Source organism: Streptomyces sirii (assembly GCF_045690365.1).
GTDB classification, from domain to species: domain Bacteria; phylum Actinomycetota; class Actinomycetes; order Streptomycetales; family Streptomycetaceae; genus Streptomyces; species Streptomyces sirii.
Genome location: NZ_CP147982.1, coordinates 3,606,091 through 3,627,427, shown reverse-complemented (window position 1 = coordinate 3,627,427; position 21,337 = coordinate 3,606,091). Strand labels below are relative to the sequence as shown.

Here is a 21,337-nt window from a genome sequence, read left to right as displayed (position 1 = left end):
GTCCATGGCCCCGCTCCCGCGGCCCGCACCCCCCGCCTCGTAGAGTCCCCGCATGGAAACCTTGCTCCCCGGAATAGCCCTGCTCGTCCTCGCCATCGCCACGATGGCCGCCGGCACCGACCGCCGCTCCAAGACCCTCGACCGCCGCCTGAAGCGGCTGGAGCAGAAGGTCGACCTGCTGCTGGCCCACGCCGGCGTCGAGCAGCCCGACGACCCCCGGATGGCCGAGATCGACGACCTGCTGGCGCAGGGCAAGACGATCCAGGCGATCAAGGTCCACCGCGAGCTGACCGGTTCCGGGCTCGCCGAGGCCAAGGAAGCGGTCGAACGCCGGATGCGCTGACGGCCCCCTGGGCAGAGGATGTCCGAAAGGACCGCCGGAGCCCGTCCACCGGGCGACCTCTGCCCACCCCAGGGAGCGAGAGCCGATGGCAGCGACCGAAGCGAGGAGAGCCTCCGTTGAGGAGTACGACGTCATCGTGCTGGGGGCGGGACCGACCGGCGAGAACCTCGCCGACCGGGCGCACGCCGCCGGACTGAGCGCCGCGATCGTGGAGAGCGAGCTGGTGGGCGGCGAATGCTCCTACTGGGCCTGCATGCCCAGCAAGGCCCTGCTGCGCCCGGTCACCGCCCGCTCCGAGGCACGTCGGGTGCCCGGCCTCAAGGAGGCCGCCGACGTCCCCCTGGACGCCCCCGCCGTCCTCGCCCACCGCGACGCCTTCGCCTCCTACTGGAAGGACGACGGCCAGGTCCGCTGGCTGGACTCGGTCGGCATCGACCTGGTCCGCGGACAGGGCCGGCTGGCCGGGCCCCGCCGGGTCGTCGTCGACGGCGGCCGGGTGCTCACCGCCCGGCACGCGGTCGCGGTGTGCACCGGCAGCCGCGCGGTGCTGCCCCCCATCCCCGGACTCGCCGCGGCCCGCCCCTGGACCAGCCGCGACGCCACCAGCGCCAAGGCCGTACCGGGCCGGCTGGTGGTGGTCGGCGGCGGCGTGGTGGGCGTCGAGATGGCCACCGCCTGGCGGGCCCTGGGCGCCTCGGTGACCCTGCTCGTACGCGGCGACGGACTGCTGCCCCGCATGGAGCCGTTCGCCGGCCACCTCGTCGCCGAATCGCTCGCCGAGGCGGGCGCGTTCCTGCGCACCGGCGTCGAGGTGCGCGAGGTGCGCCGGGAGGCCCCGGGCGGCGCGGTGACCGTCGTACTGGACTCCGGCGACGAGATCATCGCCGACGAACTGCTGATCGCCACCGGCCGCGCGCCGCGCACCGAGGACGTCGGTCTGGAGACGGTCGGCCTGACGCCCGGCTCCTGGCTGGAGGTCGACGACAGCTGCCGGGTGACGGGCGTGACCGGCGGCTGGCTCTACGGCGTCGGCGACGTCAACCACCGCGCCCTGCTGACCCACCAGGGCAAGTACCAGGCCCGGATCGCCGGCGCCGCGATCGCCGCACGGGCCCGGGGCGTCCCGATCCTGGAGTCCGACCCCTGGGGCGCGCACGCCGCCACCGCGGACACCCTCGCCGTCCCGCAGGTCGTCTTCAGCGACCCCGAGGCCGCCTCGGTGGGCCTGACCGCCGCCGCGGCGGAGCGGGCCGGGCACCGGATCCGGGTGGTCGACCAGGACCTGGGGGCGGTGGCCGGCGCGTCCCTGTACGCCGACGGCTACCGCGGCCGCGCCCGCATGGTCGTCGATCTGGACCGCGAGGTGCTGCTCGGCGCCACCTTCGTCGGCCCCGGCGTCGGCGAGCTGCTGCACTCCGCCACGGTCGCGGTGGCCGGCGAAGTCCCCCTCGAACGGCTGTGGCACGCGGTGCCGGCCTACCCGACGATCAGCGAGGTGTGGCTGCGGCTGCTGGAGGCCTACCGCGGCTGACCCCCCGGCCGCGCGGCCCTGCCGACCCGGTGGCGTCCCCCGCCGTGCACACGATCCGGCCCTTCGTCGGTGGGCGGGGACCGGACCGGCCCCCGCCCACCGGACACGCGCTGACCGCGCACTCCCCGAGTGCCTCCCGGGCACCCGCTACGCCCCGGGCTCCGGCGACTCGTCCGAAGGCCAGGTGCCGCCCGGCCACTGATCGTCCCGCGACGTCAGCGCCAGCAGCTCGCTCAGCCCTTTGTCCAGGCCCAGATGCGCCTGCTCGCTCCCCGGCGGGACCACCCGCAAGGTGCGCTCCAGCCACGCCGAGACCGCCGCGGCCGGCGCCTGCAGCAGGGCCTCGCCGTCCGGGGAGTTCAGCGCCATGCAGACCAGGCTGCGGCCGTCCACCTTCGTGGGCCACACCCGCACATCGCCCTGGCCGCACGGCCGGAACACGCCCTCGACGAGCAGTTCACGGGCGAACGTCCAGTTGACGGGCGAGTCCGAACCCACGTGGAAGGTGACATGGACGGCATAGGGGTCGTCCGTCCGGTATGCCAGCCGGGCCGGCACCGGAATGCTGCGCTCCGGCGACAGCACCAGACCCAGTTCCAGTTCTCGTTCCACCACGGTGTGCATCATGAGGTCCGCCTCTCATCTGTCTTCTCCGCGGACCTGGGACGGGCCCGCACACAGGAGAGAGGCGCCCGACCCCGGACCCTTACGCGACTTCGTACAACTTTTTTCCGAAACCTCTTCCAGGTGGTCGTGGCGGGCAGGAGCACCGTTGTGACCCGGGGTCTGATAGATGTGGACGCCGCGTTGCGGCAGACTGCTGCCCACACCCACCAGGCCGAGTACAGATACGGGACTTCGGACATGAGCGCCCCTACCTCAGGATCCGCCGGCGGCAGCCCCACGCCAGGCTTCTACCCGGACCCGTCCATCCCCGGCTACATCCGGTACTGGAACGGTGCCGCATGGGTGCCGGGCACCAGCCGGCCCGCCCCCGCCGAGGGCGAGGCGATGCCCGCGCCGCCGCCCGGTGCGGCCCCGCCGCCGGTCCCGGCCACCGTCGAGGAGACCGGGCCCGTCTTCCTCGACGAGGAGGCGGCCGGCGACGCCCAGGTCCCCTCGGTGCGCGGCGGCGAGGCCGCGCCCGCCGCCGCGAGCTGGGACGACCCGGCCCGCCTGCACGGCACCAGCCCCGAACCGGCCTCGGCCTGGCAGGCCGACGCCTCCCGGCAGAGCGGCTTCGGCGGCGAGGCCGACCGCCGGATCTCCTGGGGCTCGCCGGACCAGGCGCCCTCGGGCAGCCCCTCGGGCGCCGCCGCCTGGGGCACGGTGCCGCCGCAGCGCGACGAGCAGAGCGGCGCCGGGGCCGCAGCGGGCGAGGCGCCCGGCGCGGCGGGACCGGCCGCTCCCGCGTCGCGCCCGCCCGAGGCCCCGTCCGACGGGACGGTCACCATCCGCGCCGTCAACCCGTCGGCCCGCCGCGGCCCGGCCTCCGGCGACCAGGGCACCACGGCGATCCGCGCGGTACGGCCCCACACCGATCAGCCCGCCCAGCCCGCCCAGCCCGCCAAGGCCAACGAGACCATGGCGATCCGCGTCGCGGGCGCCGGGCAGCCGCAGTCCGCCGCGCCCGGTGGCGGCGCCCCGCAGTCGCTGCCGTCCGTCGGCGGCCGCCAGCAGGGCGGTACGGCCCCTCAGCAGGCCCCGGCCCAGCAGACGCCGGCCCCGCAGAACCCCGCCCCGCAGCATCCGGCACAGCAGCACCCCGGCCGGCAGGCGCCCGCGCCCTCGGCCGGCCTCCCCGCGCAGGGCGGCGGCGCCGACGGCGTCATCCCCTGGAAGCCGCCCACCGACTCCGACCCCTTCTTCGCCGCCGCGCAGGCCGCACAGGGCCATCCGGCCGGGCTCGGCCGCCGGCTGGCGGCCCGCCTGATCGACACACTGGTGCTGGGCGCGATCACCGCCGCGGTGGCCGTCCCCATGTGGGGCACCGTCACCGACCACATCGACGCCAAGGTCGAGGCGGCCAAGCAGTCCGGCCGCCAGGTGACGGTCTATCTGGTCGACGGCACCACCGCCCCGGTCTTCGCCACGATCCTGGCCGTCCTGCTGATCGGCGGTGCGCTCTACGAGGCGCTGCCGACCCTCAAGTGGGGCCGCACCCTGGGCAAGAAGCTGTGCGGCGTACGGGTCATCGACATCGAGAGCCACGACACCCCGAGGCTGGGCGCCGCCCTCAAGCGCTGGTTCGCCTACAGCGTGCTCGGCGTGCTCGTCGTCGGCGTGGTGAACGTGCTGTGGTGCGTCTTCGACCAGCCGTGGCGGCAGTGCTGGCACGACAAGCTGGCGCGTACCTTCGTCGCGTCCGACTGACCGCCCGTCGCGTTCACCGCGTCCGCCCGACCGCCCGGCGGGCGGAACACCCGCCGGAACACCCGCCGGAACACCCGCCGGGACCGCCCCGGTAGCCCGAACGGACCGCGCCGGATGCGGGCCGCCCCGACAAGGGGTCGACTCGGGCCATGAGTACCGAGCAGCCCGGCAACGGCTCCCCCGGCAACAGCTCTCCGCAGGGCGGCGGCACGGGCGGTGGCGAAGGCGCCCCGCCGCCGGGAGGCCCGCCTCCGGAGGGACCACCGCCGGGCGGCCCACCTCCGGGAGGCCCGCCACCTCCGCCGCCCCCGCCGCCTCCGGGAGGCACGCCGTACGGCGCCGGCCCGTACGCCGGCGATCCCTACGGCGGGCAGTACGGGGCGGCCGATCCACTGGCCGGGATGCCGCCGCTGGCCAACCGCGGCCGGCGGCTGGTGGCGCGCATCATCGACGCGATCCTGATCGTGGTGCCGGTATCACTGATCATGAGCGTGGTCGTCGGGGGTGTGAACTACTACAGCACCAACAACGTGGAGGCCGGCAAGCAGTCGACGGTATCGGGCGTCACGATGCTGGCCTACCTCGTCTACGAGGGGCTGATGCTCTCCAGCCGCGGCCAGACCGTCGGCAAGATGGTGATGAAGGTCCGGGTGGCGATGCTCGCGAACGGCTCGATCCCGACGCCCCAGGCGGCCTGGATCCGCGCCGCGGTCTACACGCTGCCCGAGATCGTGCCGTGCTGCGGCTTCGTCTTCTGGCTGGTCAACGTCCTGTGGTGCACCTGGGACAAGCCCTATCAGCAGTGCCTGCACGACAAGGCGGCGAAGACCGTCGTGGTGTCCACGCAGACGGACACCGCCTAGCGACGAGACGACGGGCCCGCATGGCCTGATTCACCGGACAGGCCCCTCTCGCCCGTAAGGCCGCCCGCTTCAGCGCGCGTGCTCGCCGGCCTCCGCGGCGCCGGCCGCCGACGCCACCCGGGCCCGCGGCACCCCGCCGTACGGCGAGGAGGCCGGCGCCGGCGTCTGCGTCGGCACGGACTGCAACTCCCCGGGCGCGGCAGGCGACGTGGCCCGTACGACATGCCGCCGGACCACCCGCGACACCCCCGGAATCGGTGCCGTCATGGCGACGAGCAGGCCGAGCCCGAGCCCGGCGATGGCGATGACCGCGACCCCGACGCCGGTCTCCGTCTGGGAGAGCAGCAGCATCGCGAGGGTGGAGAGAAAGACGGTGGCCGAACCGTAGACGAGCTGGGTGGCGGTCGGACGAGGCATGGCGGAATCCGTCCTCGGAGGGTCGGCAGGGGGTGTCGGTCAAGGGCGCGCCATCACACGAGCCTACGGTCCTTACTGCCCGAGCGGAACGCCAAGTAAGCGTGACCTAACCCACGGGCGGAGGCACAGGGGGCGCACGGGACACCGCATGCTCGAACACCCGGGCGTGTCACGGCTGTTCGGGGCGGGGGCGCATGTCCGGTGGGCATATACGCCCGGCCCCTGCCCGCCCGAATGCCGTCATCGGACCGGTGTCCGATAGCCGCCACGTGCGAACCGGTTAACGTACTGGCCTGACGTGACCAAGTCAAGACCTGTCTTTTCCCCCGTACTTCCGGTCGAATGCCCTCCAAACAACGACCGCGTCTAGGGGAGGACAGCGCCAAGTGAGAGACCACAGAAAGGTGTTCAGACCGGCCGCTCTGGCCACGGCGATCGCCGTGATCGGGGCGGCCGCTTTGTCGTCGGGGGTGGCCACCGCCGACCCCCAGGGTCCGTCGTCCGTCGCCAAGCGCCATGACCCGGCGCCCGAGCGGACCGTGGACCACGACCTCAAGGGGCCCTTCAGCGACAAGCAGGAGGCCGCGCGCAAGGAAGCACTGCAGCAGGTCATCTCCGGCGACGCCAAGGCCACCGAGCGCGACGGCTCCCAGGTCGTCAAGCTCGGCAGGAGCAAGTACGTCGAGCTGGCCCGGGAGAAGACCGACAAGATCTTCACCGTCCTCGTGGACTTCGGCGACAAGGTCGACGACACCACGATGTTCGACCCGGACGGCGACGGCCCCAAGCCCCCGGTGAAGAAGTACGGCGGCGACGTGGGCCCCGCGCACAACCGGATAGCCGAGCCGGACCGTGCCAAGGACAACAGCACGGCCTGGCAGAAGGACTACAACCAGAAGCACTTCCAGGACCTGTACTTCTCGCACGACAAGAAGAAGCAGTCGCTCGCCAAGTACTACGAGAAGCAGTCCTCGGGCCGCTACTCCGTCGACGGCGAGGTCTCCGACTGGGTCAAGGTCGACTGGAACGAGGCCCGCTACGGCTCCAACTACTGCGGCCAGACCAACTGCGCCAACGCCTGGGACCTGATCCGCGACGGCGTCAACCAGTGGGCCGAGAACCAGAAGGCGGCCGGCCGCACCGACGCCCAGATCAAGACCGACCTCGCCAAGTACGACCAGTGGGACCGCTACGACCACGACGGCGACGGCAACTTCAACGAGCCCGACGGCTACCTCGACCACTTCCAGATCGTGCACGCCGGCGAGGACGAGTCCGCGGGCGGCGGCGTCCAGAAGACCAACGCCATCTGGGCGCACCGCTGGTACGCGTACGGCACCGACGCCGGCAAGACCGGTCCCCAGGACAACAAGGCCGGCGGCACCCAGATCGGCGACACCGGCATCTGGGTCGGCGACTACACCATGCAGCCGGAGAACGGCGGACTCGGCGTCTTCGCCCACGAGTACGGCCACGACCTGGGCCTGCCGGACGAGTACGACACCACCAGCACCGGCGAGTCCTCGGTGGACTTCTGGTCGCTGATGTCGTCCGGCTCCTGGCTCGGCACCGGCAAGGACTCCATCGGCGACCTGCCCGGCGACATGAGCGCCTGGGACAAGCTGCAGCTGGGCTGGCTCAACTACGGCAAGGCGAAGGCCGCCACCAAGTCCACCCACAAGCTGGGCGTCGCCGAGTACAACACCAAGAACAAGCAGGCGGTGGTCGTCGAACTGCCCGCCAAGGCGGTCAAGACCGACATCGTCGCGCCCGCGGAAGGCTCCAAGCAGTGGTGGAGCGACATGGGCAACGACCTGAAGAACACCCTGTCCCGGCCGGTGGACCTCACCGGTAAGGCCAAGGCGTCGCTGACGCTCAAGGGTTGGTGGGACATCGAGAAGGACTACGACTACCTCTACGCCGAGGTCTCCACCGACGGCGGCGCCGACTGGACGGCCCTGGACGGCACCGCGGGCGGCAAGGCCATCCCGCGCGACGGCAGCGACAAGCCCGCACTGACCGGCACCGTCGACGCCTACCAGGACCTCGTCTACCCGCTCGACGCCTACGCGGGCAAGAAGATCGACCTGCGCTTCCGCTACCAGACCGACGGCGGCGCGGCCCAGAAGGGCTTCGCGGCCGACACCGTCAGCGTCGTCGCCGACGGCAAGCCGCTCTTCAGCGACAACGCCGAGGGCGACGACAACGGCTGGACCAGCAAGGGCTTCTCGCGGATCGGCGGGTCCTTCACCAAGGACTACCCGCAGTACTACATCGCCGAGAACCGCCAGTACGTGTCGTACGACAAGACCCTCAAGGTCGGCCCGTACAACTTCGGTTGGCGGACGGACAAGCCGACCTGGGTGGAGCACTTCCCCTACCAGAACGGTGTGCTGATCTGGCTGTGGGACACCTCGCAGCCCGACAACAACGTCGGCCAGCACCCGGGCTACGGGCAGATCCTCCCGGTCGACGCGCACCCCAAGGCCGAGCGCTGGGCGGACGGCAAGCTGATGCGCAACCGCTTCCAGTCCTACGACTCGACCTTCACCCGCTACCGGACCGACGCCCTCACGCTCCACAACGACGGCAAGCCGGTCACGATCAAGTCCAAGCGCGGTGTGACGCTCTTCGACGACCGGCACGGCGTCTACTACGACAAGGCGAACCCGACGGGCGGTGTGATCGTTCCTGACACCAACACCCGGATCAAGATCACCAAGGAGGCCGGCGATGGCTCCACGGTGACGGTCAAGGTGAGCCCCGCAGGTAAGTAAAAGATAAAATTCGCAGGTCAGAGCCGAATCGGCCGTTGCCCACTAGCGGGCGGCGGCCGATTCGCGTTTAGATGCATCTCGCAGTTCCTTGTTGACGCCGAGTCTCACGGGGGAGATATGTCCATGTCCGGTGGCGGCTTCATCAGGCTTCCCGGCGGAAGCGTGGTGGTCGCCCTCTCGCTACCCAGACCGCCCCACGGGGCGCGGTCCGGCCCGTACGACTGCGGCTGCCGGGTCCGGGTCCTGGTCCACGCCGTGAACCGCCAGCGCGCCCTGACCAGGCTGCGCAACCTCGGTCTGCGCGCCGTCTACCTCCGCGGCAACACCGAGCCGCCCACCCCGGACGAGGTCACGGCCGTGCTCCACCACCCCGACGGCCTGGTCTGGCGCGAGACCCCGGGCGACGACACGGAGTCCTGGCACCCCATACGCGCCCTGTGGCGCCCCCGGGCCGCCCCGGCACCGCCCCCCTCGGCCGCCGGGCCGGCGGGCAGCGGACGGGCGGCGTAGGCCGGCTGCCGCGGGACCCGGTCAGATGCCGCGAGTCGCGGACCGAGGGCGCACCCTCGGTCCGCGACTCGCGGGCTCACCGGCGACCACCCGCCGCCTACCGGTTGGCGAGCACCGGCTTGCCGGTCAGCTCGGCGCCCGCGGCCCGCATCTCCTCGACGGCCTGCTCGGTGGTGCGCGCGAGGACGCCGGCCGTCAGGTCCAGCAGGACGTGGGTGCGCAGCCCGGCCTGGAGTGCGTCGAGGGTGGTGGCCCGTACGCAGTGGTCGGTGGCGATGCCGACCACATCGACCTCGGTGACGTCCCGCTCGCGCAGCCAGTCCGCGAGCGGGGTGCCGTCCTCGTCCGTCCCCTCGAAGCCGCTGTACGCGGCTTCGTAGGCGCCCTTGTCGAAGACCGCGTCGATCGCGCCGGAAGCGAGGGCTGGGGCGAAATTCGGGTGGAAGCTGCTGCCCTCCGTGCCGGCGACGCAGTGCGGCGGCCAGGAGTGTTCGAAGTCGGGGTGGTCGGAGAAGTGATCGCCCGGGTCTATGTGGTGGTCCCGGGTGGCGACGACATGGCGGTAGCCGCCGCCTGCCGCCTGACCGATCAGGTCGGTTATGGCCGCCGCGACATCCGCGCCTCCCGCCACCGCGAGGCTGCCGCCCTCGCAGAAGTCGTTCTGCACGTCAACGACGATCAGTGCCCGATGCATGGCGCGTGCCTTCCGGCTGGGAGTTGGGGGGAGGGGCGCGAAGTGATGGTGTGACCGAGGGTAGCCACTTGAGGGTGCTTGCGGGAGTGGATGACCGAACTCGCCTCCATGCCCGCCCCCTCCCTTCGCGTTACGTCATGTGATAAAACCAAGGGAACTAGTCACTCTCTGTAATCGTTGCCGAATCAAGGGGCGCGGAGTCAAGGCGAAGTCACACCAGGCGCACCCCCGTGACCTCTGTCATGCCAGGCGTACTCCACGACCCCTCCTGTGCGGGGCCGCTTGGCCGGCCTGCACGACACGTCTCGGGCCGCACCCGGCCGTCGCTCTACACGTACTCGGTGGGAAGGACCGCTTCCCCCCGGGACAGCTGGGTCGCCGACAGCGGCAGCCCGGCGCGGGCGGCGATGTGCCGGTCGCGGGCGGCGTCCAGCGGCTCGCGGGCCACCACCACGCCGGCGCTCACCAGCGGGATCTGCAGCTGCTGGTCCGCCAGCTCCGCCGGGACCGGCCCGGTGCCGACGACCTCGGCGGCCGCGACGCCGTCCTCGTCGAGCCGACGGGCGGCCCACTTGCGGCCGCCCGTCGAGGTCTTGGCGCCCATCGACTTCTTCGCGACGGACCGCAGCGGGGCGCCCGGCTCGTTGCTGTCGGCGCGGGCGACCAGCTTGTAGACCATCGAGCAGGTCGGGTGCCCGCTGCCGGTCACCAACTGGGTGCCGACGCCGTACGCGTCCACCGGGGCGGCGGCCAGCGAGGCGATGGCGTACTCGTCCAGGTCGCTGGTCACCACGATCTTGGTCTTCTCGGCGCCCAGCTCGTCCAACTGCTGGCGCACCCGGTGGGCGATCAGCAGCAGATCGCCGGAGTCGATCCGTACGGCGCCGAGGCCGGGGCCGGCCACCTCCACGGCGGCGCGCACCGCCTCGGTGACGTCGAAGGTGTCGACGAGCAGGGTCGTGCCGCTGCCGAGGGTGTCGACCTGTGCGGTGAAGGCGTCCCGCTCGGTGTCGTGCAGCAGGGTGAAGGCGTGTGCGCTGGTGCCGACGGTGGGGATGTTGTAGCGGAAGCCGGCCGCCAGGTCGGAGGTGGTGTGGAAGCCGCCGACGTAGGCCGCGCGGGACGCGGCCACCGCCGCGAGTTCGTGGGTGCGGCGGGCGCCCATCTCCATCAGCGGGCGCTCGCCGGCCGCCACCGACATCCGGGAGGCGGCCGCGGCCACCGCGGAGTCGTGGTTGAGGATCGAGAGGATCACCGTCTCCAGGAGGACCGCCTCGGCGAAGGTGCCCTCGACCCGCATGATCGGGGAGCCGGGGAAGTAGACCTCGCCCTCCGGGTAGCCCCGGATGTCGCCGCGGAAGCGGAAGTCGGCCAGCCACTGGAGGGTCGGCTCGTCGAGGATGCCGCGCTCGCGCAGGAAGCCGAGGATCGTCTCGTCGAAGCGGAAGTTCTCCACCGCGTCCAGTACCCGGCCGGTGCCGGCCACCACGCCGTAGCGGCGCCCCTCGGGCAGCCGGCGGGTGAAGACCTCGAAGACCGACCGGCGGTCCGCGGTGCCGGACCGCAACGCGGCCTGCAGCATGGTGAGTTCGTACTGGTCGGTGAAGAGCGCAGTCGACGGCACGGCCACCGGCAGCCCCAGGTCTGCTGTGTTCATGCAGAAGATGCTACCCCCATTACTCGTCACTTTGACGATAGTGAGATGGGGGCCTCCGCTTATCCCCTGGAGCGGGCGTGCGTCACCCCCCTGGGGCAGGCGTGCGTCACCCCCTGGGGCGGGTGCGCGTCACCGCTCTGGAGGGGATGCGCCTCGCTCCCTGGAGCAGGTGTGCGCAACGCGCCGACGCGGCGCGCGCGAGGGGCGTTTGTGCACCGCCCGCCCCCGGGTGGCAGCATGGGGCCTGTGAGCGCCCACCCGTCCCCCACGATCACGCTCCGACCGCATCGCTGCACGCTCAGCGTCCCGGTCGAGATCGAGCGTCCCGAGTCGAGCGAGGCCCCCTTCGAGGCCACCGAACCCGACGTCCCGTGGGTCACGATCGTCCACAACGACCCCGTCAACCTCATGAGCTACGTCTCCTATGTCTTCCAGACGTACTTCGGCTACTCGAAGGACAAGGCGCACCAACTGATGCTCGACGTCCACCACAAGGGCCGCGCGGTGGTCTCCAGCGGCAGCCGTGAGGAAATGGAACGGGATGTGCAGGCCATGCACGGTTACGGCCTGTGGGCGACCCTTCAGCAGGACCGCCGATGACCGGGCACTTCGAGCCGCTGCCCGACGGCGGCGCCGCCGTCCCCCTCGACGAGGTCGAGATCTCCATCCTGCGCAGCCTGGCCGTCCAGCTGATGGAGCTGATGGGGCCGGGCGAGCAGCCCGCCGAGGACGAGGGCGAGGACCTGCTGGCGTCGATCTTCAACGACGGCCCCAGCGAGCCGCCCGCCGACCCGGTCCTGGCCCGGCTCTTCCCCGACGCCTACGGCGGTCCCGACCTCGTCCCCGATGACGACGTGCGTGCCGCCTCCGCCGAGTTCCGCCGCTACACCGAGAACGACCTGCGCTCGCGCAAGCGGGAGGACGCCCTCGCGCTGATCCGCGGGCTGGACACGCTGGCGCCGGCCGGGGGAGACGCCGTGCTGCGGCTGAAGCCCGACGAGTGCCGGCAGTGGCTGGGCGCCCTCAACGACCTCAGGCTGGCCATCGGCACCCGCCTGGAGGTCACCGACGAGGACGACGGCGGCGAGCTGCTGCGCCTGCCGGACAGCGATCCGCGCAAGCCGATGGTGATGGCCTATCTCTGGCTCGGGGGTCTCCAGGAGACTCTCGTCGAGTCGCTGACGGGTTGAGTCGAGCCGGTCGGCGGCCGGTCGACGGTGAGCGGCCGAGCCGACGGGGGACGGGCGACGCTCGGCGGCCGAGTCGACGGTGATGAGTCGAGCCGGGCGAAGCGGTGGCTCGGATTCCGGCACATCGGGGCGTATCGTCTGGAAGTCGGCGCGGGGTGTTCGTGCGGTGTTCGCTCAGCGGATGCTCAAATCCGGATAACGATCGCGTTACACCAACCCGGACATCCTGTAGGTTTCTGCGGCTTTTGCCCCGCTCTGTGGGTCTTGTGACGCATGCCGTCCCTAGGCGATCAACGAAGTTGCGTGATAAATGTTCACGACCTGCCGCAAGTGACACCACCCCTGTCGCTGCGGGAGTGCTGAGCCGGCCGACCGTCGGCGTGCAGGAACTCCATCCGGGGGGATCGGGACCCGATCCGGACAGACCGGGTCGGTATGGAGAAAGGCACACCATTCATGACCTCTGTGCAGGTCGACAAGCAGCACGACGGCAACGAGGCAGCTGGAAACGCCCCTGAAGAGGGCTATCAGCGGGGGCTGGGAAACCGTCAGATCCAGATGATCGCCATTGGCGGCGCCATTGGCACCGGCCTCTTTCTGGGCGCCGGAAAGGCGATCTCGAAGGCCGGACCGAGCATCATCCTCGCCTACGCCATCGTGGGTCTGGTCATCTTCTTCATCATGCGGGCCCTGGGCGAACTGCTCATGTACCGGCCCGTCTCCGGATCTTTCTCGGAGTACGGCCGGGAATTCCTCGGCCCGTTCATCGGCTTTGTGACCGGATGGACGTACTGGCTGTTCTGGGTGGTCACCGGCATCACGGAAGTGACCGCCGCCGCCACGTATGTGCAGTACTGGAACGAGGGCATACCGCAATGGGTCTCGGCGCTCGTCTTCACGTGCGCGCTCTTCGGTATCAACCTGATCTCCGTGAAGATCTTCGGTGAGCTGGAATTCTGGTTCTCGATGGTCAAGGTCACCGCGATCATCGGCATGATCCTGATCGGCCTCGGCGTGATCCTGCTCGGCTTCTCCGACGCCGGTGACACCGCCTCCTTCGCCAACCTCTGGTCCGACGGCGGGTTCTTCCCCAAGGGCATCGGCGGCACGCTGATGACGCTGCAGATCGTGATGTTCGCCTTCCTCGCCGTCGAGCTCGTCGGCGTCACCGCGGGCGAGGCGAGCAACCCGAAGAAGGTCCTGCCCCAGGCCATCAACACCGTGCCGTGGCGGATCGGCCTCTTCTACGTCGGTGCGCTGATCATCATCCTGTCCGTCGTCAGCTGGACGGTCTTCGAGCCGGGTGTCAGCCCGTTCGTCCGCGCCTTCCAGGAGATCGGGCTGCCCGCCGGCGCCGGCATCGTCAACTTCGTCGTGCTGACCGCCGCGCTCTCCTCGGCCAACTCCGGCATGTACTCCACCGGCCGGATGCTGCGCGACCTCGCGCTCAACGGCCAGGGTCCGAAGCTCTTCACCAGGCTGAGCAAGAACGGGCTGCCCACCTGGGGCACCGGCGTCTCGGTCGGCATGATGCTCTTCGGCGTGTGGATCAACTACCAGTGGCCGGGTGAGGCGTTCAACTACGTCGTCTCCTTCGCCACGATCTCCGGCATGTGGGCCTGGATCGTCATCCTGGCCTCGCAGCTGCGCTACCGCGCCAAGGCGAACCGCGGCGAGCTGCCGCAGTCCGACTTCAAGGCTCCCGGCGCCCCGTACACCTCGATCTTCGCGCTGGCCTTCATCGGCATGGTGATCGTGATGATGGGCATCGACAAGGACGCCCGGATCTCGCTCTACGCGGCCCCCGTGTGGGCGATCATCCTGGGCGTCGGCTACCTGGCCATCAAGCGGCGGGACGCCGGCGGCAAGCCGGAGGCCGTATCGGCCGGGCAGGACTCCAAGAGCTGAGGCACCATCCCGGACGAACGGGGTGAATCCCCCGACTGTCCAGCATGCGGGCCCGCGCGTACCACTCTTCGGTACGCACGGGCCCGCTGTCTATTCTTGGCGCCATGCTGACCCTCACCAAGGCCCTCTACGACCAGATCGTCGAGCACGCCCGCCAGGACCACCCCGACGAGGCCTGCGGCGTGGTCGCGGGTCCGGCCGGCACCGGTCGCCCCGAGCGGTTCGTCCCCATGCTGAACGCCGCCCGCTCGCCCACGTTCTACGAGTTCGACTCCTCGGACCTGCTCAAGCTCTACCGCGAGATGGACGACCGGGACGAGGAGCCGGTGATCATCTACCACTCGCACACCGCCACCGAGGCCTACCCCTCGCGCACCGACATCTCCTACGCCAACGAGCCCGGCGCCCACTACGTGCTGGTCTCCACCGCCGACACCGACGACGCCGGGCCCTTCCAGTTCCGCTCCTTCCGGATCGTCGAGGGCGAGGTCACCGAGGAGGACGTCGAGGTCGTGGCGGAGTACTCCTGACGCGCTCCGGGCGTGCTCCGGACGTACTCAGGGCGCGCTTGCGACGTGCTCCGGGCGCGCCCCGCGGTGGCGCCCCCGGGCCGTATCCAAGATCGCGTCCCAACTGGCGTACACCGAACGTCCGCATCATGGGACGAGGTTCCAATACCCGGACCGGGAATCGATACGATGACCGCATGGTTGACCACGACGTGAGCGAGAAGAGGACGGGCATGCTGCTGCACGCTCCGCTCGCCACGCGTCGCTCCGCATCCGCCCTGCTGGGCGCGTTCGGCTGCGGAGCCGCACGGCTGCACGTCGATCTGTGCCGCCTGTCCAGCGCCATGTGTCCGCGCTGCGCCGCCGCCTGACCCGGCCCGCACCAGGCGCGCGGCGCGCGCCACCGGCACCGAAGCACCCTCCCCGCCACCCGGCACGCCTGCCGCCGTGCGACGGGACGTACAGCACCTGCCACCGCACCCACTCCCACAGGAGCACTCACCATGGCCATCGAGGTCCGAATCCCGACCATCCTGCGCACCTACACCGACGGGCAGAAGGCCGTCGAGGGCAGCGGAGACACCCTCGCCGACCTCTTCACCGACCTGGAGAGCCGGCACGCCGGCATCCGTGAGCGCCTCGTCGACGGTGAGCAGCTGCGCCGCTTCGTGAACGTCTACCTCAACGACGAGGACGTCCGCTTCCTGGAAGGCATCTCCACCAAGCTGGCCGACGGCGACAGCGTCACGATCCTGCCGGCCGTGGCCGGCGGAATGGTCTGACGTGCGCTACGACTCGCCGCTGGCGGCGGTCGGGAACACGCCTCTCGTCCGCCTCCCGCGCCTCTCGCCCTCCGAGGACGTCCGTATCTGGGCGAAGCTGGAGGACCGCAACCCCACGGGTTCGGTCAAGGACCGCCCGGCCCTGCACATGGTCGAGCAGGCCGAGAAGGACGGCCGGCTGACCCCCGGCTGCACCATCCTGGAGCCGACCTCCGGCAACACCGGCATCTCGCTGGCCATGGCGGCCAAGCTCAAGGGCTACCGCATGGTGTGCGTCATGCCGGAGAACACCTCCTCCGAGCGGCGCGAGCTGCTCGCCATGTGGGGCGCCGAGATCATCTCCTCGCCCGCCGCCGGCGGCTCCAACACCGCCGTCCGGGTAGCCAAGGAGCTCGCCGCCGAGCACCCCGACTGGGTGATGCTCTACCAGTACGGCAACCCCGACAACGCCGGTGCGCACTACGCCACCACCGGCCCCGAGATCCTCGCCGACCTGCCCTCGATCACCCACTTCGTCGCGGGGCTGGGCACCACCGGCACCCTGATGGGCGTCGGCCGCTATCTGCGTGAGCAGGTGCCCGGCGTGCAGATCGTCGCCGCCGAGCCGCGCTACGACGACGTGGTCTACGGCCTGCGCAACCTCGACGAGGGCTTCATCCCCGAGCTCTACGACGAGTCCGTGCTCACCACCCGCTTCTCGGTCGGCTCCGAGGACGCGGTCCGCCGTACCCGCGAACTCCTCGCCGAGGAAGGCGTCTTCGCGGGCATCTCCACCGGCGCGGCGCTGCACGCCGCGATCGGTGTCGGCAAGAAGGCGGTCAAGGCGGGCCGGAGCGCCGACATCGTCTTCATCGTCGCCGACGGCGGCTGGAAGTACCTCTCCACCGGCGTGTACACCGCCGAGTCGACGGAGGCGGCGATCGCCACCCTGCAGGGCCAGCTCTGGGCGTAAGCCACCGAACGCCGCGGCGACCGCCCGCCGCCCCTCCCTCCCGGACCCTCGCCGCCGCGGCCGATCGCCGCGGCGGCGGACTTTGTGCGGCGGCGCGCCGCCGGGGTGATCGGCCACGAGGGCCGCGGCGCGGTGCGGGACACGGTGGCGGCGCCCTACGTACGGGCGTACGGGCCGTCAGCCCGGACTGGTGATTCCGCCCACAGCTCGCCCCGCTGGAGGAGCCACGCGACCTTTTGCGCCTTACGCTCGGGAGCACCGCACAGACCGCTCAAGGACCCGGCACCGACCCGGTAAGGCCGCCGGGCCACCCGCATGGACCCTTCCCCGAGCTCTCCACGGCGTTCGAGCAGGGGAGGCTCCCATACCGCCCCCGCCCACGGAGGTTCACGCCCGTATGAAGCTCACCGTCGTCGGATGCTCGGGGTCGTTCCCTTCCATGGAATCGGCCTGCTCGAGCTACCTCCTGGAGGCCGACGGCTTCAGGCTGCTCCTCGACATGGGCAACGGCGCCCTGGGCGAGTTGCAGCGCCACTCCGGCCTCTACGACCTCGACGCCGTGGTCCTGTCGCATCTGCACGCCGATCACTGCATCGACCTGTGCGGATACTTCGTGGTGCGCTACTACCGGCCGGACGGTGGGCGGTGCGAGCCGATGCCGGTCTACGGGCCGGCCGGCACCGAGCGCCGGCTGACCGTCGCACACGCCGATCTTCCGCACGACGGCGCGATGAGCGAGGTCTTCGAGTTCCGCACGCTGGAGCCGGGCACCTTCACCGTCGGGCCGTTCACGGTCCGTACGGATCGGGTCAGCCACCCGGTGGAGGCGTTCGGCTTCCGCATCGAGCACGACGGCAGCTCCCTGACGTACTCGGGTGACACCGGCCCCTGCGACGCGCTGGACGACCTGGCGTCCGGGACCGACTTCTTCCTGTGCGAGGCGTCCTTCACCTACGGCAAGGAAGAGATCCCCGATCTGCACCTCAACGGCCGGGAGGCCGGCGAGCACGCGCGGCGGGCGGGCGCCGGCCGGCTGGTGCTGACCCACATCCCGCCGTGGACCGACCCGGACATCAACATCCGCGACGCGCAGAAGGTCTACGACGGCCCGGTCGAGGTCGCCAAGGCGGGCGCGGTGTACGAGATCTGAGCGGCGGGCGCCGGGGGGCCGTGCCGGTGTGGGCCATTAGGGGGCGTGCGAACGCATTCCGTAGGGGATGCGAGGGCCCCCTGTGGGGCGACAACGGGGTGGGGTCGGGGCGGTATTCCCGGGTGTCGGGGGCCATGAGAGCCGCGAACCGACGCCGAAGGGCCCCGGAACCAGTCGGTTCCGGGGCCCTTCCAGCGTTTCCCGCCCGGGGTGGATCAGGCCTTGAACTGGGCCTTTTCCAGCTCGGCGATCTCCTCGTCGGACTCGCGGCCCGGCGTGGGGATGTTGAACTTGGTGATGGCGAAGCGGAAGACCACGTAGTAGACGACGGCGAAGCACAGGCCGACCAGGGCCAGCATCAGCGGTTTGGTCGCGATGCCCAGGTTGAGTACGTAGTCGATGGCGCCGGCGGAGAACCCGAAGCCGTCCTTCATGCCCAGTGCCCAGGTCAGCGCCATCGAGACGCCGGTCAGTACCGCGTGGATCGCATAGAGCACCGGGGCGATGAACATGAAGGTGAACTCAATGGGCTCGGTCACGCCGGTGACGAAGGCGGTGAGCGCGAGGGAGAACATCATGCCGCCGACGGCCTTGCGGCGCTCGGGGCGGGCGCAGTGGGTGATCGCCAGGCAGGCGGCCGGGAGGGCGAACATCATGATCGGGAAGAAGCCGGTCATGAACTGCCCGGCGCTCGGGTCGCCGGCGAGGAAGCGGGCGATGTCGCCGTGCTTGCCGTCGTAGTCACCGGCCTGGAACCAGGGGAAGGAGTTCAGCAGGTGGTGCATGCCGACCGCGATCAGACCGCGGTTGGCGACGCCGAAGATGCCCGCGCCGACGGCGCCGGAGCCGACCAGCCACTCGCCGAAGGTGTGCAGTCCGGCGCCGAGGACCGGCCAGACGTAGCCGAAGACGATGCCGATCAGCAGACCCGCGAAGGACGACAGGATCGGGACCAGGCGGCGGCCGCTGAAGAAGCCGAGCCAGTCGGGGAGCCGCTTGCGGCTGTAGCGCTGGTAGAGCAGGGCGACCACGATGCCCATCACCACGCCGCCGAGGACCTTGGCGTCGGCGGGTTGGGCGACCTGGACGATCTTCCCGTCGACCACCTTGTCGACCTTGGCGAGGCTGTCGTCCGAGAACGTCGCCAGCACCTTGCTGAAGACCAGGTAGCCGACGACGGCGGCCAGTCCGGTGGAGCCGTCCGCCTTCTTGGCGAAGCCGATGGCGATGCCCACCGCGAACAGCAGCGGCATGTTGTCCAGGAGGGCGCCGCCGCCGGCCGCCATGAACTCGGCGATCTTGTTGAGGAAGGCGGGGAGCGACTCCCGGCCGAGCATGTCGTCCTGGCCCAGGCGGACCATCAGTGCGGCGGCGGGCAGCGTGGCGATCGGCAGCATGAGGCTGCGGCCGATGCGCTGGGCCACTGCCATGGCGTTGGAGCCGCGGCCCTTCTTATCGGGGGCCGCCGTGGCGGTGGCCGAACTCATCGGATTCCTCCTGGAGAGGCGGGCGCTCGAAAAGGGGGGACGGCCCGCTCGTTGGTCTACACCTTGGTCTACACCACCGGTGGTTTAGACCATTCTTAGCACGGAGGCCCGGCGCAAAGGAATCCATTCTTCCAAGTGGTGTGGACCACATGGCGACCGGCCCCTTGGCCGGGCCGCGCAAGGGCCGCGGGGCGCGCCACAGAAGGCCAGGTGGGAGGCCGTAGAGCCGTCACCGGCGGGAAAACGGGCCCGGATTCCGCCGAAGTCGCGGAGGCCTTACTCGCTCGCTGTTCTCCCGCTACTTGATGTTCTCCCGCTCCATCGCATCGCCGATCTCGTCCGGTTCGCGGCCCGGCGTCTGCAGATCGAATTTCGTGATCACAAAGCGGAAGACGGCGTAGTAGAGCGCCGCGAAACACAGGCCGATGGGAATGATCAGCCAGGGCTTGGTCGCCAGACCCCAGTTGATGACGTAGTCGATCAGCCCCGCCGAGAAGCTGAAGCTGTCGTGCACCCCCAGGGCCCAGCTCACCGCCATCGACACACCCGTCAGCACGGCGTGCAGGACGTACAGCGCCGGTGCGACGAACAAGAACGCGTACTCGATCGGCTCGGTCACGCCGGTCACGAACGACGTCAGGCCGACCGAGAGCATCATGCCCGCGATCTCCTTGCGGCGATGCCGATGGGCGCAGTGCGCGATCGCCAGGGCCGCCGCCGGCAGCGCGAACATCATGATCGGGAAGAAGCCCGTGGTGAACTGCCCGGCGCTCGGGTCGCCCGCCAGGAAGCGGTTGATGTCGCCATGGACGACCGTGCCGTCCGGCTTGGTGAAACTGCCGAACTGGAACCAGACGAAGGTGTTCAGGAACTGGTGCAGGCCCACCACCAGCAGCGCGCGGTTGGCGACGCCGAAGATTCCCGCGCCCCATGAGCCGAGGTCCGTGAGCCACTCGCTGAAGCCGGTCAGCGCGTCACCGATCGGCTGCCAGACCAGCAGGCACACCACCGCGAAGACCAGGCCGACGAACGCCATGAGGATCGGGACCAGCCGGCGGCCGTTGAAGAAGCCCAGCCAGTCCACCAGCTTCACCCGGTGGAAGCGCATCCAGAAGTAGGCGGACGCAAAGCCCATGACGATGCCGCCGAAGACCCCCGGATTCTGGAACGCGGCCTGCGTCACCTGCGCCTTGGTGTCCACGCACACCCCGCTCCACAGACCCGCCTGGGAGTACGTCTGGCCCGCCGCGCAGCCCGCCGGGAACGCGTGCATCACCGAGAAGTAGACGAGGAAGCCGGTCACCGCGGCCAGTGCGGTCGAACCGTCCGCCTTCTTCGCCATGCCGATCGCCACGCCGACGCAGAACAGCATCGGCAGCCCCAGCCCCGAGTCCAGCAGCGCGCCGCCGGCCGCCGCGAACACCGTGCCGACCGCGTCCCAGCCCAGCCCGTCCTTGCCGAACACATCGGGCTGGCCCAGGCGGTTGAGGATGCCCGCGGCGGGCAGGACGGCGATCGGCAGCTGCAGACTGCGCCCCATCTTCTGCAGTCCCTGGAAGAGGCCCGCCCACCGGCTCCTCCCCGGAGCCGAGGCCGCCGCGTTCGCGCTCATCTGCCTCCTCCCGGCGGTCGGCCCGTCGGCAACCGCCCGGGCGCTTGCCGCATACTGATGGTGTAGACCACTTGGTGCGCACCGGACGCCTTTCCGGTCGTCCGGTGCGCACCGCGGTGATCGCCATCCGTGATCGCCATCCTTCGCCAGAAAGCGGACGAACGCCCGCAATGTTGGGCTGAACGTGCGTTACGGTGTGAAATCCGCGCGGCTGAACCGCCGGCGGCCGAGACAAGCAGGAGTGGACATGGCCAGCAAGGCTGAGAAGATCGTCGCCGGGCTCGGTGGACTCGACAACATCGAAGAGGTCGAGGGCTGCATCACCCGCCTCCGCACCGAGGTCAACGACGCCTCCCTGGTCGACGAGGCCGCCCTCAAGGCCGCCGGCGCGCACGGCGTCGTCAAGATGGGCACCGCGATCCAGGTCGTCATCGGCACCGACGCCGACCCCATCGCCGCGGAGATCGAAGACATGATGTGAGCGGCCGAGCGCGACCGCCCGGCTCCCGCCGCGCCGACTGCGCTCACCCCCGAAGGCCCCGCCCCGGACGGTCCACCGCCCCGGAGTGGGGCCCTCGTCAT

Annotated in this window: 21 protein-coding genes; 15 read left to right on the top strand and 6 right to left on the bottom strand. The window is 70.7% G+C overall.

Annotation, left to right across the window (positions count from 1 at the left end; all coding sequences use genetic code 11):
- The first annotated feature begins 52 nt into the window (after window positions 1-52).
- Together WAB15_RS16275 and WAB15_RS16270 are read left to right on the top strand one after the other, a co-directional pair.
- Entirely contained in the window at window positions 53-343 is a 291-nt protein-coding gene (locus WAB15_RS16275; RefSeq protein WP_399146947.1) for a hypothetical protein, read from the top strand.
- A gap of 85 nt (window positions 344-428) precedes the next feature.
- Entirely contained in the window at window positions 429-1,874 is a 1,446-nt protein-coding gene (locus WAB15_RS16270; protein ID WP_407286700.1) for a dihydrolipoyl dehydrogenase family protein, read from the top strand.
- 147 nt (window positions 1,875-2,021) lie between these two features.
- Here the strand turns inward: WAB15_RS16270 and WAB15_RS16265 are convergent, their stop codons facing one another.
- Entirely contained in the window at window positions 2,022-2,498 is a 477-nt protein-coding gene (locus tag WAB15_RS16265; RefSeq protein WP_399147012.1) for an SsgA family sporulation/cell division regulator, read from the bottom strand.
- Window positions 2,499-2,738: 240 nt separating this feature from the next.
- Between WAB15_RS16265 and WAB15_RS16260 the strand changes: the two genes are divergently transcribed.
- Both WAB15_RS16260 and WAB15_RS16255 read left to right on the top strand, forming a co-directional pair.
- Entirely contained in the window at window positions 2,739-4,247 is a 1,509-nt protein-coding gene (locus WAB15_RS16260; RefSeq protein WP_407286699.1) for an RDD family protein, read from the top strand.
- Window positions 4,248-4,396: 149 nt separating this feature from the next.
- A complete protein-coding gene (locus WAB15_RS16255) occupies window positions 4,397-5,110 on the top strand; it encodes an RDD family protein (protein WP_407286698.1) in 714 nt (237 codons plus the stop codon).
- Window positions 5,111-5,179: 69 nt separating this feature from the next.
- Here the strand turns inward: WAB15_RS16255 and WAB15_RS16250 are convergent, their stop codons facing one another.
- Window positions 5,180-5,527, bottom strand: a complete 348-nt coding sequence (locus tag WAB15_RS16250; protein WP_399146943.1) for a hypothetical protein — start codon at window positions 5,525-5,527, stop codon at window positions 5,180-5,182.
- Between the two features lie 386 nt (window positions 5,528-5,913).
- Here WAB15_RS16250 and WAB15_RS16245 point away from each other — a divergent pair, with 386 nt between their 5' ends.
- Together WAB15_RS16245 and WAB15_RS16240 are read left to right on the top strand one after the other, a co-directional pair.
- Window positions 5,914-8,304, top strand: coding sequence for an immune inhibitor A domain-containing protein (locus tag WAB15_RS16245; RefSeq protein WP_407286697.1), 2,391 nt, complete (start codon window positions 5,914-5,916; stop codon window positions 8,302-8,304).
- Between the two features lie 123 nt (window positions 8,305-8,427).
- Window positions 8,428-8,814: a hypothetical protein gene (locus WAB15_RS16240; RefSeq protein ID WP_407286696.1), complete on the top strand. Its 387-nt coding sequence runs from the start codon at window positions 8,428-8,430 to the stop codon at window positions 8,812-8,814.
- 97 nt (window positions 8,815-8,911) lie between these two features.
- Here the strand turns inward: WAB15_RS16240 and WAB15_RS16235 are convergent, their stop codons facing one another.
- Together WAB15_RS16235 and WAB15_RS16230 are read right to left on the bottom strand one after the other, a co-directional pair.
- Complete coding sequence (locus tag WAB15_RS16235; protein WP_399146940.1) at window positions 8,912-9,508, bottom strand: isochorismatase family protein; 597 nt, start codon at window positions 9,506-9,508, stop codon at window positions 8,912-8,914.
- 328 nt (window positions 9,509-9,836) lie between these two features.
- Complete coding sequence (locus WAB15_RS16230) at window positions 9,837-11,165, bottom strand: nicotinate phosphoribosyltransferase (RefSeq protein WP_399146939.1); 1,329 nt, start codon at window positions 11,163-11,165, stop codon at window positions 9,837-9,839.
- A gap of 246 nt (window positions 11,166-11,411) precedes the next feature.
- Here WAB15_RS16230 and clpS point away from each other — a divergent pair, with 246 nt between their 5' ends.
- The 8 genes from clpS to WAB15_RS16190 all read left to right on the top strand — a co-directional run bounded on the left by clpS (window position 11,412) and on the right by WAB15_RS16190 (window position 17,656).
- On the top strand, window positions 11,412-11,765 hold the full coding sequence (gene clpS, locus WAB15_RS16225; RefSeq protein ID WP_393500712.1) for an ATP-dependent Clp protease adapter ClpS: 354 nt from the start codon (window positions 11,412-11,414) through the stop codon (window positions 11,763-11,765).
- On the top strand, window positions 11,762-12,355 hold the full coding sequence (locus tag WAB15_RS16220) for a DUF2017 domain-containing protein (protein WP_399146938.1): 594 nt from the start codon (window positions 11,762-11,764) through the stop codon (window positions 12,353-12,355). The genes clpS and WAB15_RS16220 overlap by 4 nt, the downstream gene beginning before the upstream one ends.
- Before the next feature lie 456 nt (window positions 12,356-12,811).
- Entirely contained in the window at window positions 12,812-14,263 is a 1,452-nt protein-coding gene (locus WAB15_RS16215) for an amino acid permease (RefSeq protein WP_399146937.1), read from the top strand.
- A 104-nt stretch (window positions 14,264-14,367) separates the two neighbouring features.
- Complete coding sequence (locus WAB15_RS16210) at window positions 14,368-14,793, top strand: Mov34/MPN/PAD-1 family protein (protein ID WP_407286695.1); 426 nt, start codon at window positions 14,368-14,370, stop codon at window positions 14,791-14,793.
- Window positions 14,794-14,969: 176 nt separating this feature from the next.
- Window positions 14,970-15,143 carry a putative leader peptide gene (locus tag WAB15_RS16205; protein ID WP_399146935.1) on the top strand — a complete coding sequence of 58 codons (174 nt, stop codon included), beginning with the start codon at window positions 14,970-14,972 and terminating at the stop codon, window positions 15,141-15,143.
- Window positions 15,144-15,275: 132 nt separating this feature from the next.
- Window positions 15,276-15,554: a MoaD/ThiS family protein gene (locus WAB15_RS16200; RefSeq protein WP_399146934.1), complete on the top strand. Its 279-nt coding sequence runs from the start codon at window positions 15,276-15,278 to the stop codon at window positions 15,552-15,554.
- Window position 15,555: 1 nt separating this feature from the next.
- Complete coding sequence (locus WAB15_RS16195) at window positions 15,556-16,506, top strand: PLP-dependent cysteine synthase family protein (RefSeq protein WP_399146933.1); 951 nt, start codon at window positions 15,556-15,558, stop codon at window positions 16,504-16,506.
- A 397-nt stretch (window positions 16,507-16,903) separates the two neighbouring features.
- Window positions 16,904-17,656 carry an MBL fold metallo-hydrolase gene (locus WAB15_RS16190; protein WP_407286694.1) on the top strand — a complete coding sequence of 251 codons (753 nt, stop codon included), beginning with the start codon at window positions 16,904-16,906 and terminating at the stop codon, window positions 17,654-17,656.
- Between the two features lie 215 nt (window positions 17,657-17,871).
- Here WAB15_RS16190 and WAB15_RS16185 read toward each other — a convergent pair whose 3' ends face one another.
- A complete protein-coding gene (locus WAB15_RS16185) occupies window positions 17,872-19,143 on the bottom strand; it encodes a PTS transporter subunit EIIC (protein WP_399146931.1) in 1,272 nt (423 codons plus the stop codon).
- A 298-nt stretch (window positions 19,144-19,441) separates the two neighbouring features.
- Window positions 19,442-20,755, bottom strand: coding sequence for a PTS transporter subunit EIIC (locus WAB15_RS16180; RefSeq protein ID WP_399146930.1), 1,314 nt, complete (start codon window positions 20,753-20,755; stop codon window positions 19,442-19,444).
- 247 nt (window positions 20,756-21,002) lie between these two features.
- Between WAB15_RS16180 and WAB15_RS16175 the strand changes: the two genes are divergently transcribed.
- Window positions 21,003-21,236 carry a glucose PTS transporter subunit EIIB gene (locus tag WAB15_RS16175; protein WP_018542266.1) on the top strand — a complete coding sequence of 78 codons (234 nt, stop codon included), beginning with the start codon at window positions 21,003-21,005 and terminating at the stop codon, window positions 21,234-21,236.
- Window positions 21,237-21,337: the final 101 nt, after the last annotated feature.

Bases quoted from the DNA above. Each gene is read 5' to 3' on its own strand.
- WAB15_RS16235 (WP_399146940.1), bottom strand. From the start codon at position 9,508: ATGCATCGGGCACTGATCGTCGTTGACGTGCAGAACGACTTCTGCGAG.
- WAB15_RS16190 (WP_407286694.1), top strand. From the start codon at position 16,904: ATGAAGCTCACCGTCGTCGGATGCTCGGGGTCGTTCCCTTCCATGGAA.
- WAB15_RS16265 (WP_399147012.1), bottom strand. From the start codon at position 2,498: ATGCACACCGTGGTGGAACGAGAACTGGAACTGGGTCTGGTGCTGTCG.
- WAB15_RS16185 (WP_399146931.1), bottom strand. From the start codon at position 19,143: ATGAGTTCGGCCACCGCCACGGCGGCCCCCGATAAGAAGGGCCGCGGC.
- WAB15_RS16215 (WP_399146937.1), top strand. From the start codon at position 12,812: ATGACCTCTGTGCAGGTCGACAAGCAGCACGACGGCAACGAGGCAGCT.
- WAB15_RS16200 (WP_399146934.1), top strand. From the start codon at position 15,276: ATGGCCATCGAGGTCCGAATCCCGACCATCCTGCGCACCTACACCGAC.
- WAB15_RS16180 (WP_399146930.1), bottom strand. From the start codon at position 20,755: ATGAGCGCGAACGCGGCGGCCTCGGCTCCGGGGAGGAGCCGGTGGGCG.
- WAB15_RS16255 (WP_407286698.1), top strand. From the start codon at position 4,397: ATGAGTACCGAGCAGCCCGGCAACGGCTCCCCCGGCAACAGCTCTCCG.
- WAB15_RS16275 (WP_399146947.1), top strand. From the start codon at position 53: ATGGAAACCTTGCTCCCCGGAATAGCCCTGCTCGTCCTCGCCATCGCC.
- WAB15_RS16205 (WP_399146935.1), top strand. From the start codon at position 14,970: ATGGTTGACCACGACGTGAGCGAGAAGAGGACGGGCATGCTGCTGCAC.
- WAB15_RS16260 (WP_407286699.1), top strand. From the start codon at position 2,739: ATGAGCGCCCCTACCTCAGGATCCGCCGGCGGCAGCCCCACGCCAGGC.
- WAB15_RS16175 (WP_018542266.1), top strand. From the start codon at position 21,003: ATGGCCAGCAAGGCTGAGAAGATCGTCGCCGGGCTCGGTGGACTCGAC.
- WAB15_RS16210 (WP_407286695.1), top strand. From the start codon at position 14,368: ATGCTGACCCTCACCAAGGCCCTCTACGACCAGATCGTCGAGCACGCC.
- WAB15_RS16240 (WP_407286696.1), top strand. From the start codon at position 8,428: ATGTCCGGTGGCGGCTTCATCAGGCTTCCCGGCGGAAGCGTGGTGGTC.
- WAB15_RS16220 (WP_399146938.1), top strand. From the start codon at position 11,762: ATGACCGGGCACTTCGAGCCGCTGCCCGACGGCGGCGCCGCCGTCCCC.
- WAB15_RS16250 (WP_399146943.1), bottom strand. From the start codon at position 5,527: ATGCCTCGTCCGACCGCCACCCAGCTCGTCTACGGTTCGGCCACCGTC.
- WAB15_RS16230 (WP_399146939.1), bottom strand. From the start codon at position 11,165: ATGAACACAGCAGACCTGGGGCTGCCGGTGGCCGTGCCGTCGACTGCG.
- WAB15_RS16270 (WP_407286700.1), top strand. From the start codon at position 429: ATGGCAGCGACCGAAGCGAGGAGAGCCTCCGTTGAGGAGTACGACGTC.